The following is a 22,500-nucleotide window of genomic DNA, read 5'->3' as shown; positions in this document are numbered from 1 at the left end:
CACGTCCTTTGTGGTCGCTCAGAGCCAGCTGGTGGAGTGGGTGGCGACGGTGCGTCCGGCGGGCACGAAGTGCCGGCGCAGGGTCTGCCGCCACCGCGGGGCGGGCAGGTCGGGACGCAGGGCGGCCAGGCCCGTGGCGTACTTGGAGATGCGGGCGGGGCGGTGGCCCCGCCGCCAGAGGAGGCGGTCGGCCCACGACGCCGACGAGCCGGTCTTGGTCTCGATGATGGCCACGCCCGGCAGGAGAAGACGCCTGTTCGCGTCCTCCCAGGTGAGGTGGGTGTCGACCGTGACCCGGCTGCCCGAGTCCGGCAGGTACAGCGTGCTGCGCCGGTACCGGGTAATGAGGGTGGGGACGAACAGGGAGTCCGGGTCGACGGGCACGGCGCCGTCGGTGAGCGCGCCGCGCACGAAGGGCCGGCCGGGGTGCAGGGTGACCCGGTCGTCCCAGGCGTACGGGCACCGGTTCTTGACCGTGCTCCCGCGCTGCCCGGCGGTCTTGACCTCGAGCCAGCACTCGGCCGAGTCGAGGTACGCCCGCGTTCGGATCTTGAACCTACGGCGCCGCCGGTAGGCCGTCATCCGGTAGCTCGCGAGGTCCGGTGTGTCGAAATAGAGCGACTCGTACGCGAACGACCGCGCCCCGTCGATCTCCAGCACCCGAGCCCCGGTGGCCGCCTCGGCGAGCAGGGCCTCGACCTCGCTCAGCGGCACGACGTACTTGCGGTCGACCCGGGTCTGCAGCGCGGCGACCCGCAGCAGCTCGTCCAGCCCGATGGCCGACGGGTACCACAGTGGCTCGCGCACCGCCGTCGTGGTCACCGCGGGGCCCCGACGGATACCGGCACCCGTACGTTCGAGGGCGACTGCGAGTAGCGCACGTCCACCGTCGTCGTGTCGTTGACGAGGTCGAGGCGCTGTACGGTCGCCGCCCGCACCCGGGCGCCGAGGACCTGTTCGAGGTGGGCGATGAGGGCGACCCGGTCGGTGATGGCCGAGTCGAGCACGATGATCTGCTGGTGGTACCCGCGCAGCAGCCGCGGGTGGTCGCCGACGAACAGCACGACGAGCAGCAACACGGTGAGCCCGCCGGTGAGCCAGTTCGGCCCGCTGATGGCGCAGAGGATGCCCAGCGCGAGTGAGGCGAAGAAGTAGGCCACCTCGTGCTGGTCCAGCTCGGTGGAGCGCAGCCGGATGATGGACAGCACGCCCAGCAACGCGAGTCCCAGCCCCAGCCCGGCACCGCTGGAGCTCTGGCTGATGGCGCTCGCCACGGCCAGGACGCCGACGTTGACGCCCAGGTACGCGACGACGAGGTCCCGCCGGCGGTGTCGCGGGAAGTAGATGCCGAATACAAGCAGGCCGACCGCCACGATGTCGATCACGAAGGACCAGATCTGCGACAAGTCCGTCTCCCCCAGGCGAAGCGCGGGTATCGGTCAGGCATCCGTCAGGTGAACGGAAGCTTGCCCAGAGACTGTCATAGATCTATCGACATCTATCGCAAGAACGGAGTCGGACTATCGGCCGTTCGGTGGAGGACAGCCTGCGAGCGGCCCATAAATAGAACGGCGTTTCGAGTAACGATGAAAGTTCCCGACCAGGACGAACTCGCGAAGCGACTACGCGGTGGGCACCGCGCCGCCGGCCTGCCAGGTCGTCCACGGCAGGTTCCAGTCGCCGAACCCGTCCCAGCTCGGCATCGTCTTTCCGCCGGTGTTCGTGTAAACCGTTACGTCGCCGATGCGCACGAAGTCGAAGTACTTCTTGGCGTCGGACACCGTGAGGTTGGTGCACCCGTGGGAGGTGCTGCGCCGGCCGATGTTGCCGCCGTTCCAGCTCGCGGAGTGGATGAACTCACCCGAGTTCGTCACGCGCACCGACCAGGGCACCTTGATGTCGTAGTCGTCGCCGACCATCCGCTCCAGCTTGGACTTCTCCATCACGATCTTCGTACCGTTGAAGGTCGGCGTCTTGGCCGCGCCCAGCGAGACCGGGAAGGTGAACTTCTGCTTGCCGTCGGAGGTCACCACCATCCGCTTGGTCTTCCCGTCGATCTTGGCGATGTTCGCGGCGCCGGTCGACATGTCCAGCGTCAGGCTGTTGTCGAACACCCAGCCGGGGCCGCCCGACAGGCCCTCGACCGGCAGGTCCATCCGGATGTCGGCGTGCGCCGGCCAGTAGTCCTCCAGCCGGTAGTGCGCCTCCAGCGGGTATCCCTTGTAGATCGCGGACCTCTGGAAGTGCCAGGCGCCCTTGACCTCGCTGCCGTTGACGGTCACCTTCGTGGCCTCGGCGAACGGGCGCGCGTCCGTGATGGACGCCGACAGGTACGCGATGATCGGCATGCCGACGCCCCAGGTCGACCCGTCGCCCTGGAAGAGCCGCACGTGCACCGGCTTGCCCGACGGCGTGGGGGATTCGGTCGGCGCCGCGGACGGCGCGACGGAACCGGACGCGCCCGGCGAGGGCGACGACCCCTGTGTCCACTGGGCACCGGCACCGCCCCCACCGCACGCGGTGAGCAGGGTCTGCACGACGGCCAAGGCGACGAGCCCGGGCAGCACACGCTTCCACGTCACAGTCGACCCCTCCCCACGGTTGGCCTGCGACCAGCAACCCGATGCTACCCCCGCCCGCGCGGATCCAATCCGGTCGTCATGGCCGCCCATACCGCGTTGAGCTGCGGCGATACGCCGCCTGCCAGGTGGGCGTCGAATTTACGCGGGGTCACCCACGGGCGGTACGCCGCACCGTGATGACGGCCTCGCTGGCGTCGTCCGTCACGTCGACGTTGGCGTCCGCGGCGTGCCGGCTGACGGACGCGTCCCGCCGCGACCCGGCTGCCTCGATGGTCGCCCGGTTGCGGATCGTGCCCGGTCCGGCGACGCGCGCCAGCAGGGTGAGCCGCGCGGTGACACCGGTCGGCAGGTCCCCGATGGACCACCGTTGCCGGCCCGCGTCGAAGCGGCCGACGTTCGGCCGCGCCGACACGAAGACCAGGCTGGGCGGCAGCTGGTCGTGGACGGAGACCTCCGTGGCCGTGTCCGGGCCGTCGTTGGTCGCGACCAGGGTGTACCGGACGATGTCGCCGATCCGGTAGTCCCGCCGGTCGGCCCGCTTGACCAGGCGCGGGTTCGACAACGGCGCCGTGCCGACGTCGACCCGGTCGGTGTCGTTGGCCGGGTTGGTGTTGAAGTCCGGCACGCCGTTCGCGCCGCGCAGCCGGGTCGTACCCACCCCGTCCGTGGCCGCGTCCGCCGAGATGGTCGCCGGCAGGGCCCGCGGCCCGTGCGCCAGGACCCGCGCCGCGATCGTGAGCCGCTGCCGCTGGCCGGCGGCGAGGTCGCCCATGCCCGTCCAGGTGCCGGTCGCGGGGTCGTAGGTGCCCGCGGTCGCCGACGACGACTCGTGGCGCACGCCCGCCGGCAGCGCGCTCGTCACCCGTACCCCGGACGCGGTGTCGAGGCCCAGGTTGAGAGCGGTCACCGTGTAGTGGACGACCGCGCCGACGCGCGGCGTGGTGTTGTCGACCTCGACGAGAACGGCCGGGTCGGCCGTGAGGACCCGGGTGGTGACGGGTGCGCTCACCTGGTCCGCCAGCCCCTGCGAGGTCAGGCCCGGGTAGGCGGGGTTGCGGGCGCCGGAGCCCCGCTGTGATACCCGCACGGTCGTGGCGCCGTGGGTGAAGTCCGCCGCCGCGCACGTCCACCGGCCGTCGGCCGAGGCGGTCGCCTCGCACATGACGCGCAGGGCGGGATCGATCACGCGTACGGCGTCCCCCGGCCACGCCGTGCCGGACAGGCGGGTGCCCTTGTTGTCGTGCGGCAGCACGGCGGGCAGCGGGTCGATCGTGGGCGGGGTCCGCACGACGATGCGGGTCATGAGCAGCGGGCCCTGGCTCACGGGCAGGCCCAACCGGGCCGCCGCGTCCGCCAACCGGAAGCGCACGCCCACCCAGGTGTCGCCGGATGCGGGCACGTCGGCCGCGAACCACGACGAGGTCGTGCCGGACGCCTGTTCCCGGACGGCCGACGCGCGGCCCTCGGGCACCGGGCTGGCCCCCAGCTGCCGGGCCGTGGCCGCCTGGAACCAGATCGGGTCGGCGGACCACATGCGCAGGGTGCGGTCCGGCGCGCGACCGCACGTGCCCGTGCTCCGGGCCCGGATGGCGTGGGTCGCCGTGCCGGCGTTGACGAGCTGCCCCGGCAGGCCGGGCACGAGATATCCCTCGTCGACGCGGGGCGTCGGGCAGGTCGGCGAGGTGGCATCGGCGTGGCCGGCCGGCGTGGCCGCCCCGACGGCGCCGACGACCGCGCAGACGAGGATGACCGCCGCGACGGCCCGCCGCCGCGGCGCGGACGCGGGCGCGAGCCCGTGCGACGGGATCATGTTTGTCACGCTATACAATGAAATGCGTTCAAAAGCATTCTTTGTACGAACAGCAAGCGCCGTGTTCCGTGTCACACCTCTGGCTGTCACATCCGGCCGGCCCCCACACGTCGTGTGCGCATGAGCGAACGAATGAACCTCTTCGCCGTCGTTCCCGAGGGGTACGCGGCCGTCCGGACCCTGGAGACCTACGTGCGGTCGCGGGTCGAGCACCGGGTGCTCGAACTGATCAAGATCCGCGCGTCCATCCTCAACGGCTGCTCCTTCTGCCTCGACATGCACGCGCGCGACGCGCTCGCCGCCGGCGAGACACCGTTGCGGCTCATGGCCGTCGCGGCCTGGTCGGAGAGCCCGCTCTTCGACGAGCGGGAACGCGCGGCGCTGGCGCTCACGGACGCGGTGACCCGCCTCGGCGAGCACGGCGTGCCGGACGACGTCTGGGCCGCGACGCGCAAGGAATGGTCCGAGGAGGAGACCGCCGATCTCATCCTCGCCATTGCGATTATCAACACGTGGAACCGCATCGCCGTGACGACGCGCAAGCGCCCGCCGGCCACGTGAGCGGCCCGTCGCTGGACGCTGCCGACGACCTGAGCGCGCACCGGACGATGCTGTTCGGGCTGGCCTACCGGTTGACCGGCAGCGCCCACGACGCCGAGGACGTGCTGCAGGACGCCTACCTGCGGATGCGCCAGGTGGACCGCGCGGTGGTGCTGGAGCCGCAGCGGTACCTGACCCGGGTGGTGACCAGGCTCGCCCTCGACGTGCTGCGCGCCCGGCAGGCCCGGCGCGAGACCTACGTGGGCCCCTGGCTGCCGGAGCCGCTGCCCACCGGGCACGCCCCGGCGCCCGTGGGCCTGCCCGAGGAGATCGCGGTCCGCGACGACACCCTGTCCATCGCCGTGCTGCACCTCATGGAGCGGCTCAGCGCCCCGGAACGCGCCGTCTACGTCCTGCGTACGGCGTTCGGGCTCCCGTACGCGGAGATCGCGGAGGTCCTGGACCGCGAGCCCGCGCACTGCCGCCAGCTGCACCACCGGGCGGCGGCCGCGCTCGCGGCCGACCGCCGCCGCTACCCCGCCGACCGGCGCGAGCACGCCCGGCTGCTGGACGCGTTCGTCGCGGCGGCCCGCGACGCCGACCTCGACACGCTGCGTCGGCTGCTGCGCGCGGACGTGAGCGCGTGGTCGGACGGGGGCGGCCGGGTCAACTCGGCCCGCCGGGAGATCCGGGGCGCGGACAAGGTGGCCCGGTTCTTCGCGGCGATCTACAGCCGCGACCGCGGCGCGCTGGACGCCCGGCCGGTGGCGATCAACGGCGGCGCGGGCGTGATCGTGTCCCGCCCGCGGGGCGCCCACGCGCTCACCCTCGCGGTCACCGACGGCTCCGTGAGCGGCATCTACCTCATCAGCAACCCGGTCAAGCTGACCCGCCTGATGACCCCCCTACGCGGTACACGACAGGATGCGGGCACCGCCTAGAGTCAGGCATCATGGCGTGGCGTGAGGAAGACACAGCGGCGACGGTCGAAGGTGACGTCGTCGAGCTCACTGTTCCCGCCGAGCCGGCCTACCTCGCGGTCGTGCGCACCGCCACGGCTGGCCTCGCCGCCCGGCTGCGCTTCTCCACGGACGAGATCGAGGACCTGCGGGCCGCCGTCGACGAGGCGTGCGCCCTGCTGCTCGGCCTGCCGCCGGCCGCCGACGAGCCGTCCCTGACCTGCCGCTTCGACATGCACGACGACGGGCTCACCGTGGTCGTCGCGGCGCCGGCCGCCGCGGGCGCGCAGCTGCCGTCGACGTCGTTCGCCTGGCAGGTGCTCACGGCGTACGCGTCGGACGTGGCCGGCACGGCGCGCGACGGCACCGCCACCATCGCGCTGACCAAGTACCGCGCGCGGCGCTGACCCCACCGTCAGGCGGCCGAGACCGCGCAGACGGCGTCCGCGCTGTCCGGCAGGGGTCGCACCCGCTCGATGGCCTCCCGCAGGTGCGCCACGTGCCGGGCGGCGGCCCGCTGCGCCGACGAAGCGTCGCCCGCCGCCATCGCGTCGACGATCTCGTGGTGCTCCATGTCGACCCGGTCCCAGAAGGTCTCGCTGATCACCCCGGACAGCGAGTCCTCCGTCAGCGTCGGATAGAGCGGGTGGGCCATCAGCCGGGCGAGCGCGTTGCCCGAGGCCCGGATGACCGCGAGATGGAAGCGACGGTGCCGGTCGATGATCTGGGACAGCCCGTCCGGACGCGGCGCGAGCAGCAGGGCGCGGATGGCCTCCAGGTCGGCGTCCGTGCGGCGCACGGCGGCGTAACCGGTCGCCGGCACCTCCATCATGCCGCGCATCTCCAGCACGTCGCGCTGGTGCAGCGTGCCCGACGACAGCATCAGGGACACGCCCGTGGCCAGGCCCGTGGCGAGCTGCTCAGTGCTCGGATGCGCGACGAAACTGCCCCCGGTCACCCCCCGCGTGGTCGTGATCAGATGCTGGCTGGCGAGCAGCCGCAGGGCCTCCCGCACCGTGCTGCGGCTCACCCCGGAACTCGCGCACAGCTGCGGCTCGGTGGGCAGCCGGTCGCCGGGGCGCAACTCCCCCGAGGTGATCTGCCCCCGGATGGTGTCGGCGAGAACCTGGTACGCCGGCAGTCGTACCGCAACGCTCACAGTTGAGGAGCCTACGCCTCCGGGCGCCAGCTGATGCCCAGCGCCGCGCGGGTCGCGGGCGCCAGCAGCAGACCGGCCGTGACCAGGCCGATGAGCAGCAGCGGCAAGCCCAGCCAGGGCCACCCGCCGCTGACCATGTACCACCCGATCGGCACCAGGAGCAGCTCCAGCACGATCGCCGGGCCCCGGGCCCATGGGCGGCGCCGGTGCAGCGACCAGGCCAGCAGCCCGAAGATCGCGGCCATCATCAGCACGTAGCCCGTGACGGTCAGCGCGGCCCGCAGGCTGCTCGACTCGGCCGTCAGGTCGGCGTAGATCGTCAGCGCCGCGACCGCCGCCACGATGACGGTCTGGGCCGCGAGGACGCGGACCGCCCATGTCAGCGTGGTGGACGTCGGTTCGGGCGTGTCGGCCATGCTCGCAGCGTACCGGCGCGGGTGGCGACCGCCGACTCGGTACTCTCGCCGCATGCGCGCGCTTCTCGTGGTCAATCCCAAGGCGACCACCACGTCGGCACGGGGTCGGGACCTCCTCGTCCGGGCGCTGCGCAGCGAGGCCGACCTGACGGTCGAGTACACGAGCCGGCGCGGCCACGCGATCGAATTCGCCCGCCGGGCGCTCACGGAGCGTTACGACGTCGTCGTCACTCTCGGTGGTGACGGGACGGTGAACGAGGCGGTGAACGGCCTCCTGTCCGAGGGCCCCGGCCCGCACGTGCCCGCCCTGGCCGTGGTGCCCGGGGGGTCGACGAACGTGTTCGCGAGGGCCCTTGGCCTGCCCCGGGACTGGGCCGAGGGCACCTCCGTGATCCTCGACGCACTGCAGCACAAGCGCTTCCGCACGATCGGGCTGGGAACGGCGAACGGCCGGTATTTCACCTTCTGCGCCGGATTCGGGCTGGATGCCGAGGTCGTCCGCAAGGTCGAGCGCGCCCGACTGCGCGGGCGCACCGCGTCTCCCCTGCTGTACCTCCAGTCGACGGTCGCCCAGTTCTTCCTGGAGACCGACCGCACCGATCCGCTGATCACCCTGTCGCGCCCGGGCGAGGAGCCCGACCCGCACCTCGCCATGGTCATCGTGCAGAACACCGCCCCCTGGACCTACCTGGGCGAGCGGGCGCTGCACGTCAACCGGGAGGCCAGCTTCGACACCGGCCTCGACGTCCTCGCGCTGCGGGCCCTGAGCCTGCCGGCGACCGTGCGGGCCGCGAGCCGGATTCTGACCGGGCGCGAGATCCCGGAAGGACCACATATCGCGACCTTGCATGACGTGGCGGAATTCACTCTTAAAGCAGCGCATCCCTTGGCGTACCAACTGGATGGCGACTACCTGGGCGAGCGGGACGAGCTGAAATTTACCGCCGTGAGGGATGCACTCCGCGTAGTCTGCTGATGGAAACAATCGCTACGTCGACACGCTCACATGTCGGAAATGCTGGTCTCTACCGGCGCTGCGTACTAGATTGACTACTCAGTGTTGCCACCGGGGCTAGTGTAAACCGGGTCATAGCGGACAAAGAGCTCGTGATGTCCATCACCCGTTCGGTCTTTTGTCCCATGCCCCCTTGACAATGCGTGAGTTCGTGAAAGTATTCACAAGCGAGCCGAGTGAAGGTGACTCTGCCTGCGCTGCGGATCCTGCCGAATAGCCATCCCGGCTCTGATGTTCGGCACCGCGGACAAAGGGACATACGCAATACCGCTACCGAATCCACGAATCAAGGAGTGTTGCCGCCATGGACTGGCGCCACCGTGCTGTCTGCCGCGACGAGGACCCGGAGCTGTTCTTCCCGATCGGGACGTCCGGCCCCGCCGTCTTGCAAGTCGAGCAGGCCAAGGCAGTCTGCCGGCGCTGTCCCGTGACCGATCAGTGCCTGCAGTGGGCGCTTGAGAGCGGTCAGGACGCCGGTGTCTGGGGCGGAATGAGCGAAGAAGAGCGGCGCGCCGTCAAGCGTCGCGGCGGCCTGCGGGTCCGCGCTCACTCCCTCTAGACCGACCAGTTACGCACCACCGATCGGCTCCATCGCACAGCCCGACGCAGGCGCCCCGGCCACCCGGCCCGGGGCGCTACTGCGTCTCCACACCGTGCCGGCGCCCGGCCGGAGTCACGCTTGCGGGCGAGCCGGTCATGCCGGCGGGGTGGCGGCCTTCGCGCGCTTGACGATCAGGTCCGCCAGCTCGGGAGCGTCGGCGAGCGGCGCGGCCACCGCCACCGCGCCGGCCTCCCGTGCCGAGGTGGCGGCGATGTCGTGCAGCTTGCCGGCCGCCAGGAAGTACGACGACGCCACGATCCGCGTGGCGCCCCGACGGCGCAGCGCGCGGACGGCGTCGGCGCCGCTGGGCGGGGTGGCCGAGGCGAAACCGACCTCGCAGGGGACGCCGAGGCTGGCGCCGAGGGCGCGGGCGGTCGCCCGTACGGTGTCGCGGGCGGCCTCCACCCGGGTGCCCGCGGCGATCAGCGCGAGCCCGTCGAAGGTGGTGTAGAGCTCGGACAGGCGCCGGCGCAGCGCCGCGAGCAGCAGCGGATCGGGCTCCTCGCCCGGGCCGGCGGGTCCGAGGACGGACGCCACCAGGGCCGGCACGCCCGCCGCGCGCAGGACGGCCGGAATGTCCACCCGGCCGTGGTACGCCCGGGTCAGCAGGGCCGGCACCAGCACGGGCGCGGGCTCGCGCGCGTAGGTGGGAGCGTCGAGCAGCCGGGCGGGGCGCCGGGCGGACGAGGCCGGCTCGTACTCCCGAGCCTCGCGCGGGCCGGGGACGATCGGCGCCGGACTCGCCAGGCCGCGCAGCACCCCCGGCACCGCCGGCAGGTTGAACTCCAGGAACGCGGTCACCACCGGCCCGGGCCAGCGCTGCCCGACCGCGCCCGCCAGCCGCCGCATGGTGGCCGGCGAGCGCAGGTCAGGACTGCCGTGGGCGGTGATGACCAGCGGTGTCACGCGTGCAGGCCACACTCGGTCTTGTCGAACATGGCCCAGCGGCCCGCACGGACATCCTCGCCGGGCTTGGTGCGGCGGGTGCACGGCCAGCAGCCCACCGACGCGTACCCCTGGGACAGCAGCGGGTTCACCGGCACGTCGTAGCGCTCGATGTACGCCTGCACGTCCTCGTCGGACCAGCGCACCAGCGGGGCCACCTTGACCTTGCCGCGCGCCGCCTCGAAGGAGACCTCGCGGACGTTGGCGCGGCTGGGGCCGTCGGCGCGGCGCAGGCCGGCGGCCCACGCGTCGTACTTGGCCAGCTGCCGCTCCAGCGGCTCCACCTTGCGGATGGCGCAGCACTCGTCGGGGTTGCGGGCGAACAGGCGCGGCCCGTACTCGCCGTCCTGCTGTCCGACGGTCAGGTCGGGCCGCACGGACACGACCGTGACCGGGATGGTCGCCTGGACCTGGTCGCGCACCCGCAGGGTCTCGTCGAAGTGCAGGCCGGTGTCGAGGAAGACGACCTCGATGCCGGGGGCGACGCGGCCGGCCACGTGGGCGAGCACGGCGTCGGCGAACGAGCTGGTCACACAGAACCGCTCGCCGAACGTGCCGACGGCCCACTCGATAACGGCCTCGGCGCTGGCGCCGTCGAGGGCCGCCTGGCCCTCGGCCGCGATCTCGGCCAGCTCCTCCCGGGAGCGTCCGTCACCAGCAGACAGGGCCGGCAGGAGGCCGACCGCGGACAGCAGGGTCATCGCTTCACCACCAATCCGATGAACTTGACCGAAAACACCCGGGTGCACTCCCTGCACTCCCAGGCGCCATGCTGATCTTCGTGGGGACGCAGGTCCTCGCCCCCGCAGTACGGGCAGTAGTAGGGAACCATCCGCTCGCTCATACGAGCTGGTCCTCCGGGGCGCGGATCACCCACTGGGCGAAGGATTCGCCCTCCGTCCGGCCGGCGAGGTAGCTGCGGGCCACCCGCTCCACGTACGCCGGAAGCTCCTCCGCTGTCGTCTTGAGGCCACGGACCTTGCGGCCGAAGCCGCCCTCCTGCCCCTTGGCCATGGCCAGCCCGCCGCCGAGGTGGACCTGGAAGCCCTCCACCATGTCGCCATCCGGGCCGGGCACGAGCTGGCCCTTGAGGCCGATGTCGGCGACCTGCGTGCGGGCGCACGCGTTCGGGCAGCCGTTGACGTTGATCGTGAAGCTCGTGTCGAGGTCGCCGAGGGTGCGCTCCAGGTGCGCCACGAGGTCGGCGGCGCGGGCCTTGGTCTCGACGATCGCGAGCTTGCAGTACTCGATGCCGGTGCAGGCCATCGTGCCGCGGCGCCACTGCGACGGCTCGGCCTGCAGGTCGATCTCGCGCAGGCCGTTGACGAGGCCGTTGACCTCCTCCTTCGGCACGTCGAGGATCAACAGCTTCTGGTACGGGGTGAGGCGCACGCGCCCGCTGCCGTGGGCGTCCGCAAGCTCGGCGACCCGGGTGAGCACGCTGCCGGAGACGCGGCCCGCCACGGCCGCGACACCCACGTAGTACCGCCCGTCGCGCTGCTCATGCACGCCGATGTGGTCCAGCGGTTCGGCCGGCAGCTCCGGCGCGGGTCCGTCGATCAGCTTGCGCTGCAGGTACTCGCCTTCGAGCACCTCGCGGAAGCGCTCGACGCCCCAGTCGGCGACCAGGAACTTCAGGCGGGCGCGGTGGCGCAGGCGGCGGTAGCCGTAGTCGCGGAAGATGCCGACCACGCCGGCCCACACCTCGGGGACCTCGTCGAGCGGCACCCAGACGCCCAGCCGCTTGGCCAGCATCGGGTTGGTCGACAGGCCGCCGCCGACCCACAGGTCGAAACCGGGGCCGTGCTCGGGGTGGTCGACGCCCAGGAAGGCGACGTCGTTGGCCTCGTACGGCACGTCGGGCAGCCAGGAGATCGTCGTCTTGAACTTGCGCGGCAGGTTCGAGTACGCCTTGTCGCCGATGTAGCGCGCGACGATCGCGTCGATCGCCGGGGAGGCGTCGAGCACCTCGTCCTTGCTGATCCCGGCGACCGGGCTGCCGAGCACGACGCGCGGGGTGTCGCCGCACGCCTCCGTGGTCTGCAGGCCGACGGACTCGAGCGCCTGCCAGATCGCCGGCACGTCCTCGATGCGGATCCAGTGGTACTGGATGTTCTGCCGGTCGGTGATGTCGGCCGTGTCGCGGGCGTACCGGGTGGAGATGTCGGCGACCACGCGCAGCTGCTCGGGGCTCAGCTGGCCGCCGTCGACCCGGACGCGGAGCATGAAGTACTCGTCGTCCAGCTCGTGCGGCTCCAGGATCGCCGTGCGGCCGCCGTCGATGCCGGGCTTGCGCTGGGTGTAGAGCCCGTACCAGCGCATGCGGCCGCGCAGGTCGGCCGGGTCGATGCTGGCGAAGCCCCCGTGGGCGTAGATCGTCTCGATCCGGGCCCGGACGTTGAGGCCGTCGTCGTCCTTCTTGGTGCGCTCGTTGGGGTTGAGCGGCTCGCGGTGGCCCAGCGCCCACTGGCCCTCACCGCGTGGGCGGCGGGCCTGGCCGGCACCCGCGCGGGCGGGGCGGGGGGCGGACTGGCTGGGTGTTGCCGACATCGGCGCGATCCTCCTGACGGCGCTGGCGGAAGGGCGCGCAGGCCGGTGCCCCAGCGTGGCTGGTGGCAGGCGATGACGTCGGTGTCAGGCCGCCGGCAGAGTGCGCGCCCGCTGAGCAGATTGAGGCGGGCAGCCGCTAGCCGGCCGGACAGATGGCGCTGCGGACGCGGCCGTAGTCAACGTGGCGGCGGGCCACGAAGCGGCGTACGACAGCGTTCATCACCCGGACATAATCCCATGCTCATCGGACTGCGCGCCAGCAGATGGGCTTCGCGTCCCATTTCGCGAGAGTGACCGCTACCACTCCCGGTGATCGGCATCGACCGGGTTCCCAGCGGGTTGTCAGCGGATCGACACCGGTCCGGTACGTCCGGCAAACCGGACGACGATACGCTGAACAGAAGATCGTTGGCCCACGGGAGCCGACCGGGCCGCCACGGACGCCGGACCGGGGTGCGGGCCGCAGACGACCCGGAGGGTGGATCGGTGCTCCACACGAGTCCCGCACCCGGCGCCGATCGCTCCGATCCCGCCGGCGCGGACGGCACACCCACCCCGGACACTGTGGTCACGGCCCCCGAGGAGCCGCCGGCGGATCGCGTGGAGGCCGGGCGCCACGCCCGTCACAGCCCGCTCATCCGGCTGGTCGGCCGCACGCTCGCCTGGTCGGTGCCCGCCGCGGCGATGCTGATCGTGGGCCTCGTCGGCATCACCCAGCCGGTGCTGGGCTGGGACGAGATGGCCACCTGGAGCGCCACCCAGCGCCCCGTTTCCAAGATCCTGTCCTTCGTCGCCAACTTCGACGGCGTGCTCGCCCCGTACTACCTGTTCATGCACTGGTGGACGGGCATCTTCGGCACCTCGCACCTGGCTCTGCGCGCCCCGTCGCTGATCGCCATGGCGGTCTCGGCGGCGCTCGTCGCCCGGCTGGGCACCCGCTTGATCGACCCGTTCGGGGGCCTCATCGCGGGCCTGCTCTTCGTCGCCGTCCCGGCGGTCAGCCGGTACGCCCAGGACGCGCGCCCGTACGGCTTCGCGGTCCTCTTCGCCACCCTGGCGACCCTGCTGCTGTTGCGGGCCATCGAGCGCCCCACGCCGCTGCGCTGGCTCCCGTACGCCCTGAGCGTCGCCCTGCTCGGGCTGGCCAACATCCTGGCCCTGCTGCTGCTCGTCGGGCACGCCGTCGCGGTGGTCTGGCGGTTCGCGGTGACCCGCGACCGGCGCCTGCTGTGGTGGGCGGCGGCTGTCGCGCTGGGCCTCGTCCCGGCCGTTCCGCTCATCGTGCTGGCGATGCCGCAGCACGACGCGATGCTGGCGTGGATCCACGTCTACGACTGGCGGGTCGCGGCCGCCGCCCCGGGCGACATCTTCGGCGCCACGGTCGCCGGCCTGCTCATCATCGGGGTGGCCCTGGCCGCCCGGCCCGCGCAGCGGTGGGTGCTCGCGACCCTGCTGACGATCGCGATCGCCCCGACGGCCGCGCTGCTGCTCGCCTCGATCGGCTCGCACGTGTGGGTGCCCCGGTACGTGCTGTTCACGGTCGTCGCGTGGGTCCTGCTCGCCGCGTTCACGCTGCGCGGCATGCCGGTGCGCGCGGTGTTCGCGGTCGTCGTGGTGACGTGCGTGGCGCTGCCGGCCCAGTTCGACATGCGCGGCGATGACACCCACGTCGGGCCGGACAACCGCCTGACCGCCGAGTTCCTGCGCACGCACGCCGAGCCGGGCGACGCCATCATCTACGCCGTGGAGGACCTGTGGTCCACCCGCAACGGCATCGAGTACTACATGGGCGACAAGGCGCCCCGCGACGTGCTGCTGTTCCGCTCGCGCGTGGAGAACGACAGCCTCAAGGACACGGAGTGCCCGGACGCCGCCGCGTGCATCGGCGACACGAAGCGGCTGTGGGTCTACCGCTGCGCCAACAGCGGGCAGGGGCTCGCGCACCTCGGCTCGGCGGAGCACTTCCTGCGCCAGCGCACGGTCCTCACCGAGAGGTACAGCCTGAGCACCTGCACCCTGCGCCTGTACGTGCAGGGCGGGTCGCCGTCGTGGCCGTCGGAGCCCATGTCGCTGCGCGACCCGGACGCCGACGCTACCGGTGGGGACTGAGCGGCACCACGAGCACGGCCTCGGTGCCGCCCTCCAGGCGGGTCCGCATCTCGATCGAGCCGCGCAGCTCGCCGCGCGCGAGCGTACGCACGATCTGCAGCCCGAGCCGGTCGCCGGCGTCCAGGTCGAACCCGTCGGGCAGGCCTCGTCCGGTGTCGGCGACGCTGACGTGCAACTGGCGCCGGAACCGGTGCGCCGAGATGGTCACCTCTCCCCCGCTGCCGGGAGCGAAGCCGTGCTCCACGGCGTTGAGCAGCAGTTCGTTGAGGACCATCACGAGCGGGGTGGCGATGTCGGCGGGCAGCACCCCGAAGGAGCCCTCCCGGTGCAGGCGCACCTTCGACTCCGGCGAGGCGACCTCGGCGGCGGCCGAGGCGACCCGGTCGATGATGCCGTCCAGCTCGACGGCCTCGTTCGGCGAGATCGACAAGGTCTCGTGCACCAGGGCGATCGACGCCACCCGGCGCACGGACTCCTCCAGCGCCGCCCGGGCGTCCGGGGTCTCCACCCGCCGTGCCTGCAGCCGCAGCAGGGCCGCGACCGTCTGCAGGTTGTTCTTGACCCGGTGGTGGATCTCCCGGATGGTCGCGTCCTTCGTGATCAGCTCGCGGTCGCGGCGGCGCACCTCGGTGATGTCGCGGACGAGCACGAGCGCGCCGATGGGCACCCCGGCGGGGATGAGCGGCAACGCCCGCATCAGGACGGTCGCGCCGCGCGCCTCGATCTCCTTGCGGGCCGGTGCGTCGCCGCGCAGCGCGGCGTGCACCCGGTTGCTCGCGTCGTTGCCCTCCAGCGGGTCGTTGGCCAGGCGGGAGGTCAGGGCCGCGAGATCCTCACCCACGAGGTGGGCGGCGAGGCCCAGCCTGCGGTACGCGGACTGGGCGTTCGGGCTCGCGTAGGTGACCTTGCCGCTGGCGTCGAGGCGGACGAGCCCGTCGCCGACGCGCGGCGCGCTGGTCGTCTCGCCCGGGTGCCGGGGCGGCGGGAACGTGCCGTCGGCGACCATCTGGGCGAGGTCGTCGGCCGTGGTCAGGTAGTTCATCTCCAGCTGGCTGGGCGTGCGCGCGGTGGTGAGGTTGGTGTCGCGGCCGACCACGCCGATGACGTCCGAGCCGTCGCGGCGGCGCACCGGGATGGCCTCGTGCCGCGCGGGGGTGTCGCCGTACCAGACCGGATCGCCCTCCCGCCAGATCCGGCCCTGGTGCAGCGCGATCGACAGGTGTGACACCTCGGGCCCGGTCATGACGCGTCCGACGTGGTCGTCCTGGTAGGCCGTCGGGGCGGTGGTGGGGCGCACCTGCGCCACGCAGACGAACTCGGGCGTGCCTTGCGCCGCCGTGGGAACCCACAGCAGCAGGTCGGCGAACGAAAGGTCGGAGATCAGTTGCCAGTCGCCGGCAAGCCGGTGTAGATGATCAACCTCAATCGGGCCGAGGCTCGTGTGCTCCTCGACAAGATCGCGCAGCGTGGACACACCGAAAGCCTGTCAAACGAACGTGTCGGCGAGATGACCGGGGGTCACCGCGTCGCGGTGACTTTCTTCAGGCCACGCGGACGGTCTGGATTCTCCCCCCGGGCGAGCGCGAGGGACAGGGCCAGCCGCTGCAACGGCAGGATGTCCAGCAGCGGGGCGTACCGCTCGTCGACGTCGGGCGTCGCGAGGTGGTGCGCCGAGCCCTTCGGCCGGGAGCCGATCGTGACCACGTCGGCGCGCCGGTCGGCCAGCCGGGCGAGCACCTCGCGCATGGACTCCCCGGCCGGACCGCCGCCCACCACGGCGAGCACGGGCACGTCCGGGTCCGCCATGGCCAGCGGGCCGTGCAGCAGGTCGGCGCCCGAGAAGGCCAGCGCCGGCAGGTACGAGGTCTCCATGAGCTTGAGCGCCGCCTCCCGCGCGGTCGGGTACGCGTACCCCCGGCCCGTGGTGATCATCCGGCCAGCGAAGCGGTACCGGCCCGCGAGGTCCTCCGGCGCGTCACCGGCCAGCGTGTCGGCGGCCAGCCGCGGGAGCGCGCCGATCCCGCTCGTGTCCACGGTGCCGTCGCCGGACCGGATGCCCTCGATCAGCATGAGCAGGGCCAGCAGCTCGGCCGTGTAGGTCTTCGTGGCGGCCACGGCCCGCTCGTGCCCGGCGCGGATGTCGATCGAGCGCTCGGCCGCCTCCGCCAGCGGGGAGTCGGGGGCATTGGTGATCGCCAGGGTGAGGGCGCCCTGCTCCCGGGCGACCCGGACGACCTCGCGCAGGTCGGGCGACCCGCCGCTTTGCGACACCCCGATGACGAGCGAGTCGCGCAGGTCGGGCCGGGCGCCGTAGACGGTGACCGCGGACGGCGAGGCCAGGGCGGCGGGCAGGCCCAGGCGGATCTCCGCCAGGTACGCCCCGTAGAGGGCCGCGTGGTCCGACGTGCCGCGCGCGGTGAACACGATGTGCCGTGGCCGGCGGCGCGCGATCTCGGCGGCGACGGCCGCGATCGGGCCGGCCGCCTCGTCGAGGACGCGCGCGTAGACCTCCGGCTGCTCCGCGATGTCGGCCGCCATGCCGGCCCCGGGTCGCTCGTCAACCACCACAACCCCCTGGTACCCACTCCACCACTGCGCGAACCTGCGCGTTCGGTGCGCAGTCTTGCACGGTAGAGGCGTTATTCGCAACGCAATGAGCAACCAACGATCGGGCCGCACAGCGATGAACCGGACTCGTACCTGGAGGTACCAGCCCGGTTCACAGCGTCGGATCGTCAGGTCGAGGCGCCCGGCGAGGAGCCGCACGCCGGGCAGGATGGGGCCCGGTCAGCGCGGTGTCGGCGTGATCACTCCACGATGGCGATGAGGTCGCCCTCCTGGACGACGTCGCCCTCGGCCACCGCCAGCTCGGTGATCGTGCCGTCGGACTCGGCGACCACCGGGATCTCCATCTTCATGGACTCCAGGATGACCAGCGTGTCGCCCTCGGCGACCTCGTCACCGGCGGCCTTGACGACCTTCCACACGTTGGCGACCATCTCGGCGCGGATCTCGTCGGCCATTGTCGGTCCCTTTCTGGGCGTGACGATGCTTCGCGTTCCCACGGACGGGACCGCTGACGTATCCAATCACGTCCGGGCCGGTCGGCAACCACGCGCCCGACCGCGCGCCGTAGAATTCGCCGACACCTGCATGGAGGTACCGATGGCCAAGAAGTCCCGCAAGAAGAAGGCTCGGAAGAAGAGCGCCGCCAACCACGGCAAGCGCCCCAACTCCTGAGTGCCAGCGCGGGGGCCCGTCGCCACGGCGGTCGGGCCCCCGCGGCGTACCCCTCAAAGATCTTTCAGCCGCGCTCGTAGGTCGTCTCGACGACGAGGGCGGCCAGCCTGGCGCGCAGCCGCTCGCGCAGCTCGTCGGGCGCCTGGTCGCCCCCGCAACACCGGTTGACGAGGGCCTTCACTTCCTGCTCAATGCCGTACTCGCGCAGGCACGGCGAGCACTCGTCGAGGTGTTCGCTGATCACCGTCCGGCGGTCGTCGGTGCATTCCAGGTCGAGGAAGAGGTAGACCTCGCCCAGGACCTGTCGGCAGTCGACGTCATGGGGATCGCCGCAGCTCACTGGTTCACACCTCCTGCCGGCCGGGGTCAGCCGGATCGTCCGACGGGGTCCGCGCGAGGCCCCGTTCCGCAGCGTAGTTCTCCAACAGCCGGCGCAGGTTGCGCCGACCGCGGTGCAGCCGAGACATCACGGTGCCGATCGGCGTACCCATGATGTCCGCGATCTCCTTGTACGAGAAGCCCTCGACGTCGGCGAGATAGACGGCAAGCCGGAAGTCCTCCGGCAGGCTCTGCAACGCGTCCTTGACGTCGCTGTCGGGCAGCCGGTCGAGCGCCTCGGTCTCGGCGGACCGCAGGCCGCTCGAGGTGTGCGACTCCGCCTCGGCGAGCTGCCAGTCAGTGATCTCGTCCGTGGGCGCCTGCACGGGCTGGCGCTGCCGCCGCCGGTACGAGTTGATGTAGGTGTTCGTGAGGATGCGGTAGAGCCAGGCCTTGAGGTTCGTGCCCTGCTCGAACTGATGGAAGGCCGCGTACGCCTTGAGGAACGTCTCCTGGACGAGATCCTCGGCGTCGGCCGGATTGCGGGTCATCCGCATGGCGGCCGCGTACAGCTGATCGAGGAAGGGCAAGGCCTCCCGCTCAAACCGGGCCCGCTGCTCTCCTACCTCGGCGCTGGATGTCACGCGTTCGCTCCTCTTCAAGGCTCGCGCAGAGGATACGACGCCGCGACCCGGCGATCCCGCGGAAGGCGGCCTAACAGGCGTAGGACGTGGTTCCCGGGTCGCCCGGGCCTCAGCGGTCCCACTGCGCACCAGCGTGCTCACCCTTACCCCACTTCCTCGCACCGATCGCGTCCGGTGGGTGCAACAAGGAAGCAGCCCGCGAGCATTCCGGGCAGCGGCGAATGTCACGAGACCTCGCCCTTCCTGGTCCGCACCGGTTGGGCGCCGGACCAGGAAGGGCCTGGGAGGTTGGGTACGGACTGGGTGTCCGCGATTATGGAGATGCCCCATATACCTGGTTCGTACTGTTCAACGATGTCCGGGTGGCCCAGGACACGCTCCGCGCTACCGGGCGCGCAGCCACGCGCGGGCGGCCGCGCCCACGAGGGCCGGATCGCGCTTGAGGTCGTGCCTCTCCCCGGCGAGGACGACGACCTCCACAGCCCCACCCGCCTCCGGCACGCCGAACGGGTCCCTGTCCCCATTGATCACCAGCGTGGGCATGGTCGGATCGAGTTCCCCGGCCCGGGTCACCTCGGGCCGACCCGGCGGGTGCAGCGGAAACGCGAGCGCGAGTACGCCCACCGCGCCGAGCGCCCGCGCGGTGCGGCAGGCCACCCGCGCCCCGGACGAGCGGCCGCCCACGATGAGCTTCCGCTTGACCCCGGTGAGGCCGGGCAGCGCCGCGACGACCGTCGTCCACGCCTCGTCCAGCGTCGAGGCGGCGGGCGGCGCGCGCCGGCCCGCCACCCGGTACGGCTGGGTGACCCGGGCGACCGCGAACCCCACCGCCTGCGCGGCGTCGCGCACCGCGCACAGGTCGGGAGCGTCCACGCTGCCGCCCGCGCCGTGCCCGAGCACAAGCAGGCCCTTGGCGCGGCCGGCGGGCAGCACCCAGTCGACCTCAGCCGGGCCGCGCGGCGTCTCGACGACCGTCACCCCACGATGATCCCCCGAGCGGGGGCGGCAGCTACGCCGACGCGACGAGTTCGCGGGTCGCGCTGATCGGACCGACCAGGGCGCTCGCCGCGGCCAGGGCGTCGAAGGCCGTGCCGGACTCGCGCATGCCGGCCCGCCAGGCCACCAGCATGGCCCGGCGCTCCCGCGCGGTCGTGCCGCCCCAGACGCCGTGACAGTCGCCCACGTCGAGGGCCCACGCCAGACATGCCCCCTGCACGTCACAGGTGCGACACAGGGCCACCGCCGCGTCCGTCGCCTCGTTGGGCGCCGGGAAGAAGACCTCCGGATCGACGCTGCGGCATACTCCCCGCACGCGCCACGCCTGGCCGTCCTCGCGCTCCTCGAAGGCCCGCCGCAGCCGAGGATCTCGGCTCGCGGCCGCAACCTCATTCGGCCGGGGCATCCGTGCCCGTGTCATGTCGCCACCTCGCTCCGCGAGGCGCCGACATGACTCATCCTGAGCTCAACGATGCCCTCGCCGCGCTCGGTCATACCCACCTCCCCCGTGGGTCGCTGAACGACGCCCGCCCCCCGGCAGACGCCAACGCAGGCCCGTCGATGTGACCGGGCCGGCGCTGTGTTCTATCGCACTATGCGCATGTCGAACAAGAGGAGAGCGCTTTATGCGGCAAAAGTCCCACGGACAAAAGGTGCTTAAGCGTTAAAAGAGGGCCGGAGTTTCGGAGAACAGTGGAGAAGGCGCGGGAATCGCACGGACGAGTTCTGGACCGTCGTTCCGGACATCACCGACAGCGGACCCTACGGGGCGAATCTCCAGCCGGGTCAGCCACTCCACATCCGGCGCCAGCAGGCCGGCCGCGTCGCCGGCCGACAGCCAGTCCGCCCACCGGTCCGGCGGCAGCACCAACGGCATCCGGTCGTGCACCACGGCGAAGTCCCCCACCGCCGCCGTCGTGATCACACTGGTCGTGAGCAGGCGCTCGTCGCCCGAGCCCCACACCGACCACAGGCCGGCGAACGCCAGCGGCCCGCCGTCGGGGCGGGTCATGAAGTACGGCTGCTTGCCGTCCGGCCGCTTGAGCCACTCGTACCAGCCATCGGCCGGCACCAGGCACCGCCGCCGCTCGAACGACGGCGCGAACGCCCGCGACGTCGCCACCGTCTCCGCCCTTGCGTTGATCATGCGGGCGGCGCCCTTCGTGTCCTTGGCCCACGGCGGCACCAGGCCCCAGCGCGCCAGCGACAGCACGCGCCCGTCGACCCGCGAGCTGTGCCGCACCAGCGCGACCGGGTCGGTCGGCGCTACGTTGTAGTCGGGCTCAAGCGCGCCCTCGGTCTCGTCCACAGCCTCGAACAGCGCCGACAGATCGGCCGCGCTGCGCGTCGAGGCATACCGCCCACACATGGCCCCTACGGTAGCGCCGGGCAGAATGTCACACACGCGGCGAAGAGCACCCGACAGGAGCGGTTAACTGCCAAAGAAACGCGAGTACGACGAGGACGACGTGCGGATCCGCCCGGGCCGCTCGACGCGCCCGCGCACCCGCATCCGGCCCACGCACGACGCCGCCCTCGACGGCTTCGTGGTCGCGGTGGACCGCGGCCGCTACACCTGCGCCGTCGACGGCCACCTCGTCACCGCCATGCGCGCCCGCGAACTCGGCCGCCGCGGCGTCGTCGTCGGCGACCGGGTCGCCATCGTCGGCGACACCTCCGGCGCCGACGGCTCCCTGGCCCGCATCGTGCGCATCGACGAGCGCACGTCGGTCCTGCGCCGCAGCGCCGACGACGAGGAGAACACCGTCGAGGGCCGCCAGGAACGCGTCATCGTGGCCAACGTCGACCAACTCGTCATCGTCAGCGCGCTCGTCGACCCGCCGCCCCGCACCGGCTTCATCGACCGCTGCCTCGTCGCCGCGTACGACGCCGACATCGAACCGCTGCTCTGCCTCACCAAAGCCGACCTCGCCGGACCGGACGAGGTGCTCGCCTACTACGCCGACCTCGACCTGCCGTACGTGCTCTGCCGCCCCGACGCGCCCCTCGACGACCTCGTCGACCGGCTGCGCTCGCGGCTGTCCACCTTCATAGGCCACTCCGGCGTCGGCAAGTCCACGCTCGTCAACCGCCTCAGCCCGGACGCCGACCGGGCCGTGGGCGAGGTCAGCGCCATCGGCAAGGGCCGCCACACGTCCACGTCGGCGGTCGCCCTCGCACTGCCCGGCGGCGGCTGGATCGTGGACACCCCGGGCGTACGGTCGTTCGGCATCGCCCACGTCGACCCGGAAAACGTGCTGCACGGCTTCCCCGACCTGCTGCCCGCGTCGGTCAACTGCGCGCCCAACTGCGACCACCTCAGCACCCCCGGCTGCGGCCTGGACGCCCTGGTCGCGGAGGGTGGCGCGGACCCCCGCCGCCTGGCCTCCTACCGCCGCCTCCTCTCGTCCCGCACCGGCGACACCCGCGCCTACGACTAACCCACCCCACGCCACCCCGCCGCCCCGCGCCACGTCGCCCACCCCGCCGCCCCGCGTCGACCCGTGCCACGTCACCCCGCGCTGCATCGACCCGCGCCGCGTGGGCCCTGTCCAGCCAAAGTGCGCAGTGAGGATGGTGGGGTGACTGGGCGGGTCGGCTGACTCGCAAAAGCGC

General features: G+C 72.1%; 25 protein-coding genes. 8 read left to right on the top strand and 17 right to left on the bottom strand.

What is annotated here, in order from left to right; translation table 11 throughout:
• Nucleotides 1-18 precede the first annotated feature (18 nt).
• The 4 genes from ABD191_RS25705 to ABD191_RS25690 all read right to left on the bottom strand — a co-directional run bounded on the left by ABD191_RS25705 (nt 19) and on the right by ABD191_RS25690 (nt 4,392).
• Nucleotides 19-822, bottom strand: coding sequence for a polyphosphate polymerase domain-containing protein (locus tag ABD191_RS25705; RefSeq protein WP_344087402.1), 804 nt, complete (start codon nt 820-822; stop codon nt 19-21).
• Entirely contained in the window at nt 819-1,406 is a 588-nt protein-coding gene (locus tag ABD191_RS25700) for a DUF4956 domain-containing protein (protein ID WP_344087399.1), read from the bottom strand. Before ABD191_RS25700 ends, ABD191_RS25705 begins: the two co-directional genes overlap by 4 nt.
• Nucleotides 1,407-1,622: 216 nt before the next feature.
• Complete coding sequence (locus ABD191_RS25695) at nt 1,623-2,582, bottom strand: L,D-transpeptidase (protein ID WP_344087396.1); 960 nt, start codon at nt 2,580-2,582, stop codon at nt 1,623-1,625.
• A 148-nt stretch (nt 2,583-2,730) separates the two neighbouring features.
• Nucleotides 2,731-4,392 (bottom strand): DUF11 domain-containing protein, encoded by a 1,662-nt coding sequence (locus tag ABD191_RS25690; RefSeq protein ID WP_344087393.1) that lies wholly within the window; start codon nt 4,390-4,392, stop codon nt 2,731-2,733.
• Between the two features lie 120 nt (nt 4,393-4,512).
• Between ABD191_RS25690 and ABD191_RS25685 the strand changes: the two genes are divergently transcribed.
• Genes ABD191_RS25685 through ABD191_RS25675 form a run of 3 tightly spaced genes read left to right on the top strand, consistent with a single transcriptional unit; the run spans nt 4,513 to nt 6,298 of the window.
• Nucleotides 4,513-4,953, top strand: a complete 441-nt coding sequence (locus ABD191_RS25685; RefSeq protein ID WP_344087390.1) for a carboxymuconolactone decarboxylase family protein — start codon at nt 4,513-4,515, stop codon at nt 4,951-4,953.
• Nucleotides 4,905-5,873: an RNA polymerase sigma factor SigJ gene (gene sigJ, locus ABD191_RS25680; protein WP_344087387.1), complete on the top strand. Its 969-nt coding sequence runs from the start codon at nt 4,905-4,907 to the stop codon at nt 5,871-5,873. The genes ABD191_RS25685 and sigJ overlap by 49 nt, the downstream gene beginning before the upstream one ends.
• A gap of 11 nt (nt 5,874-5,884) precedes the next feature.
• Nucleotides 5,885-6,298, top strand: coding sequence for an ATP-binding protein (locus ABD191_RS25675; protein ID WP_344087384.1), 414 nt, complete (start codon nt 5,885-5,887; stop codon nt 6,296-6,298).
• Nucleotides 6,299-6,306: 8 nt separating this feature from the next.
• Here ABD191_RS25675 and ABD191_RS25670 read toward each other — a convergent pair whose 3' ends face one another.
• Nucleotides 6,307-7,050, bottom strand: coding sequence for a FadR/GntR family transcriptional regulator (locus ABD191_RS25670; protein ID WP_344087381.1), 744 nt, complete (start codon nt 7,048-7,050; stop codon nt 6,307-6,309).
• Nucleotides 7,051-7,061: 11 nt separating this feature from the next.
• A complete protein-coding gene (locus tag ABD191_RS25665) occupies nt 7,062-7,466 on the bottom strand; it encodes a hypothetical protein (RefSeq protein WP_344087377.1) in 405 nt (134 codons plus the stop codon).
• A 52-nt stretch (nt 7,467-7,518) separates the two neighbouring features.
• Here ABD191_RS25665 and ABD191_RS25660 point away from each other — a divergent pair, with 52 nt between their 5' ends.
• Entirely contained in the window at nt 7,519-8,442 is a 924-nt protein-coding gene (locus ABD191_RS25660; protein ID WP_344087374.1) for a diacylglycerol/lipid kinase family protein, read from the top strand.
• A 343-nt stretch (nt 8,443-8,785) separates the two neighbouring features.
• Nucleotides 8,786-9,040 carry a WhiB family transcriptional regulator gene (locus tag ABD191_RS25655; RefSeq protein WP_344087371.1) on the top strand — a complete coding sequence of 85 codons (255 nt, stop codon included), beginning with the start codon at nt 8,786-8,788 and terminating at the stop codon, nt 9,038-9,040.
• Nucleotides 9,041-9,175: 135 nt separating this feature from the next.
• Here the strand turns inward: ABD191_RS25655 and ABD191_RS25650 are convergent, their stop codons facing one another.
• From ABD191_RS25650 to ABD191_RS25640, 3 genes are all read right to left on the bottom strand, one after another.
• Nucleotides 9,176-10,003 (bottom strand): sirohydrochlorin chelatase, encoded by an 828-nt coding sequence (locus ABD191_RS25650; RefSeq protein ID WP_425560866.1) that lies wholly within the window; start codon nt 10,001-10,003, stop codon nt 9,176-9,178.
• Nucleotides 9,985-10,728, bottom strand: a complete 744-nt coding sequence (locus ABD191_RS25645; RefSeq protein WP_344087366.1) for a phosphoadenylyl-sulfate reductase — start codon at nt 10,726-10,728, stop codon at nt 9,985-9,987. Before ABD191_RS25645 ends, ABD191_RS25650 begins: the two co-directional genes overlap by 19 nt.
• Before the next feature lie 139 nt (nt 10,729-10,867).
• Nucleotides 10,868-12,577: a nitrite/sulfite reductase gene (locus tag ABD191_RS25640; RefSeq protein ID WP_344087363.1), complete on the bottom strand. Its 1,710-nt coding sequence runs from the start codon at nt 12,575-12,577 to the stop codon at nt 10,868-10,870.
• 486 nt (nt 12,578-13,063) lie between these two features.
• Here ABD191_RS25640 and ABD191_RS25635 point away from each other — a divergent pair, with 486 nt between their 5' ends.
• On the top strand, nt 13,064-14,686 hold the full coding sequence (locus ABD191_RS25635) for a glycosyltransferase family 39 protein (protein ID WP_344087360.1): 1,623 nt from the start codon (nt 13,064-13,066) through the stop codon (nt 14,684-14,686).
• Here ABD191_RS25635 and ABD191_RS25630 read toward each other — a convergent pair.
• From ABD191_RS25630 to ABD191_RS25620, 3 genes are all read right to left on the bottom strand, one after another.
• Nucleotides 14,670-16,160: a sensor histidine kinase gene (locus ABD191_RS25630; protein ID WP_344087357.1), complete on the bottom strand. Its 1,491-nt coding sequence runs from the start codon at nt 16,158-16,160 to the stop codon at nt 14,670-14,672. The two genes, ABD191_RS25635 and ABD191_RS25630, sit on opposite strands and share 17 nt — an antisense overlap.
• Nucleotides 16,161-16,204: 44 nt before the next feature.
• Nucleotides 16,205-17,224, bottom strand: coding sequence for an SIS domain-containing protein (locus tag ABD191_RS25625; RefSeq protein ID WP_344087459.1), 1,020 nt, complete (start codon nt 17,222-17,224; stop codon nt 16,205-16,207).
• Nucleotides 17,225-17,493: 269 nt separating this feature from the next.
• The gene (locus ABD191_RS25620; RefSeq protein WP_344087354.1) at nt 17,494-17,709 is read right to left on the bottom strand and encodes a biotin/lipoyl-binding carrier protein; all 216 of its coding nucleotides are present in this window, start codon (nt 17,707-17,709) and stop codon (nt 17,494-17,496) included.
• 142 nt (nt 17,710-17,851) lie between these two features.
• On the opposite strand from ABD191_RS25620, the gene ABD191_RS29340 reads away from it, so the two are divergent.
• The gene (locus ABD191_RS29340) at nt 17,852-17,926 is read left to right on the top strand and encodes a 50S ribosomal protein bL37 (RefSeq protein WP_369814844.1); all 75 of its coding nucleotides are present in this window, start codon (nt 17,852-17,854) and stop codon (nt 17,924-17,926) included.
• A gap of 64 nt (nt 17,927-17,990) precedes the next feature.
• Here the strand turns inward: ABD191_RS29340 and rsrA are convergent, their stop codons facing one another.
• The 5 genes from rsrA to ABD191_RS25595 form a co-directional block, all read right to left on the bottom strand.
• A complete protein-coding gene (rsrA, locus tag ABD191_RS25615; RefSeq protein ID WP_344087351.1) occupies nt 17,991-18,266 on the bottom strand; it encodes a mycothiol system anti-sigma-R factor in 276 nt (91 codons plus the stop codon).
• A 4-nt stretch (nt 18,267-18,270) separates the two neighbouring features.
• Complete coding sequence (locus ABD191_RS25610; RefSeq protein ID WP_425560865.1) at nt 18,271-19,050, bottom strand: sigma-70 family RNA polymerase sigma factor; 780 nt, start codon at nt 19,048-19,050, stop codon at nt 18,271-18,273.
• A 222-nt stretch (nt 19,051-19,272) separates the two neighbouring features.
• Nucleotides 19,273-19,866 (bottom strand): alpha/beta hydrolase family protein, encoded by a 594-nt coding sequence (locus tag ABD191_RS25605; RefSeq protein ID WP_425560863.1) that lies wholly within the window; start codon nt 19,864-19,866, stop codon nt 19,273-19,275.
• Between the two features lie 31 nt (nt 19,867-19,897).
• On the bottom strand, nt 19,898-20,305 hold the full coding sequence (locus ABD191_RS25600; RefSeq protein WP_344087344.1) for a WhiB family transcriptional regulator: 408 nt from the start codon (nt 20,303-20,305) through the stop codon (nt 19,898-19,900).
• Between the two features lie 243 nt (nt 20,306-20,548).
• On the bottom strand, nt 20,549-21,253 hold the full coding sequence (locus tag ABD191_RS25595) for an SOS response-associated peptidase (RefSeq protein ID WP_344087341.1): 705 nt from the start codon (nt 21,251-21,253) through the stop codon (nt 20,549-20,551).
• 142 nt (nt 21,254-21,395) lie between these two features.
• On the opposite strand from ABD191_RS25595, the gene rsgA reads away from it, so the two are divergent.
• Nucleotides 21,396-22,325: a ribosome small subunit-dependent GTPase A gene (gene rsgA / locus ABD191_RS25590; RefSeq protein ID WP_344087453.1), complete on the top strand. Its 930-nt coding sequence runs from the start codon at nt 21,396-21,398 to the stop codon at nt 22,323-22,325.
• Nucleotides 22,326-22,500: the final 175 nt, after the last annotated feature.

The organism is Luedemannella helvata (genome assembly GCF_039528415.1).
Lineage (GTDB): Bacteria > Actinomycetota > Actinomycetes > Mycobacteriales > Micromonosporaceae > Luedemannella > Luedemannella helvata.
This window is presented reverse-complemented; position numbering and strand designations above follow the sequence as displayed.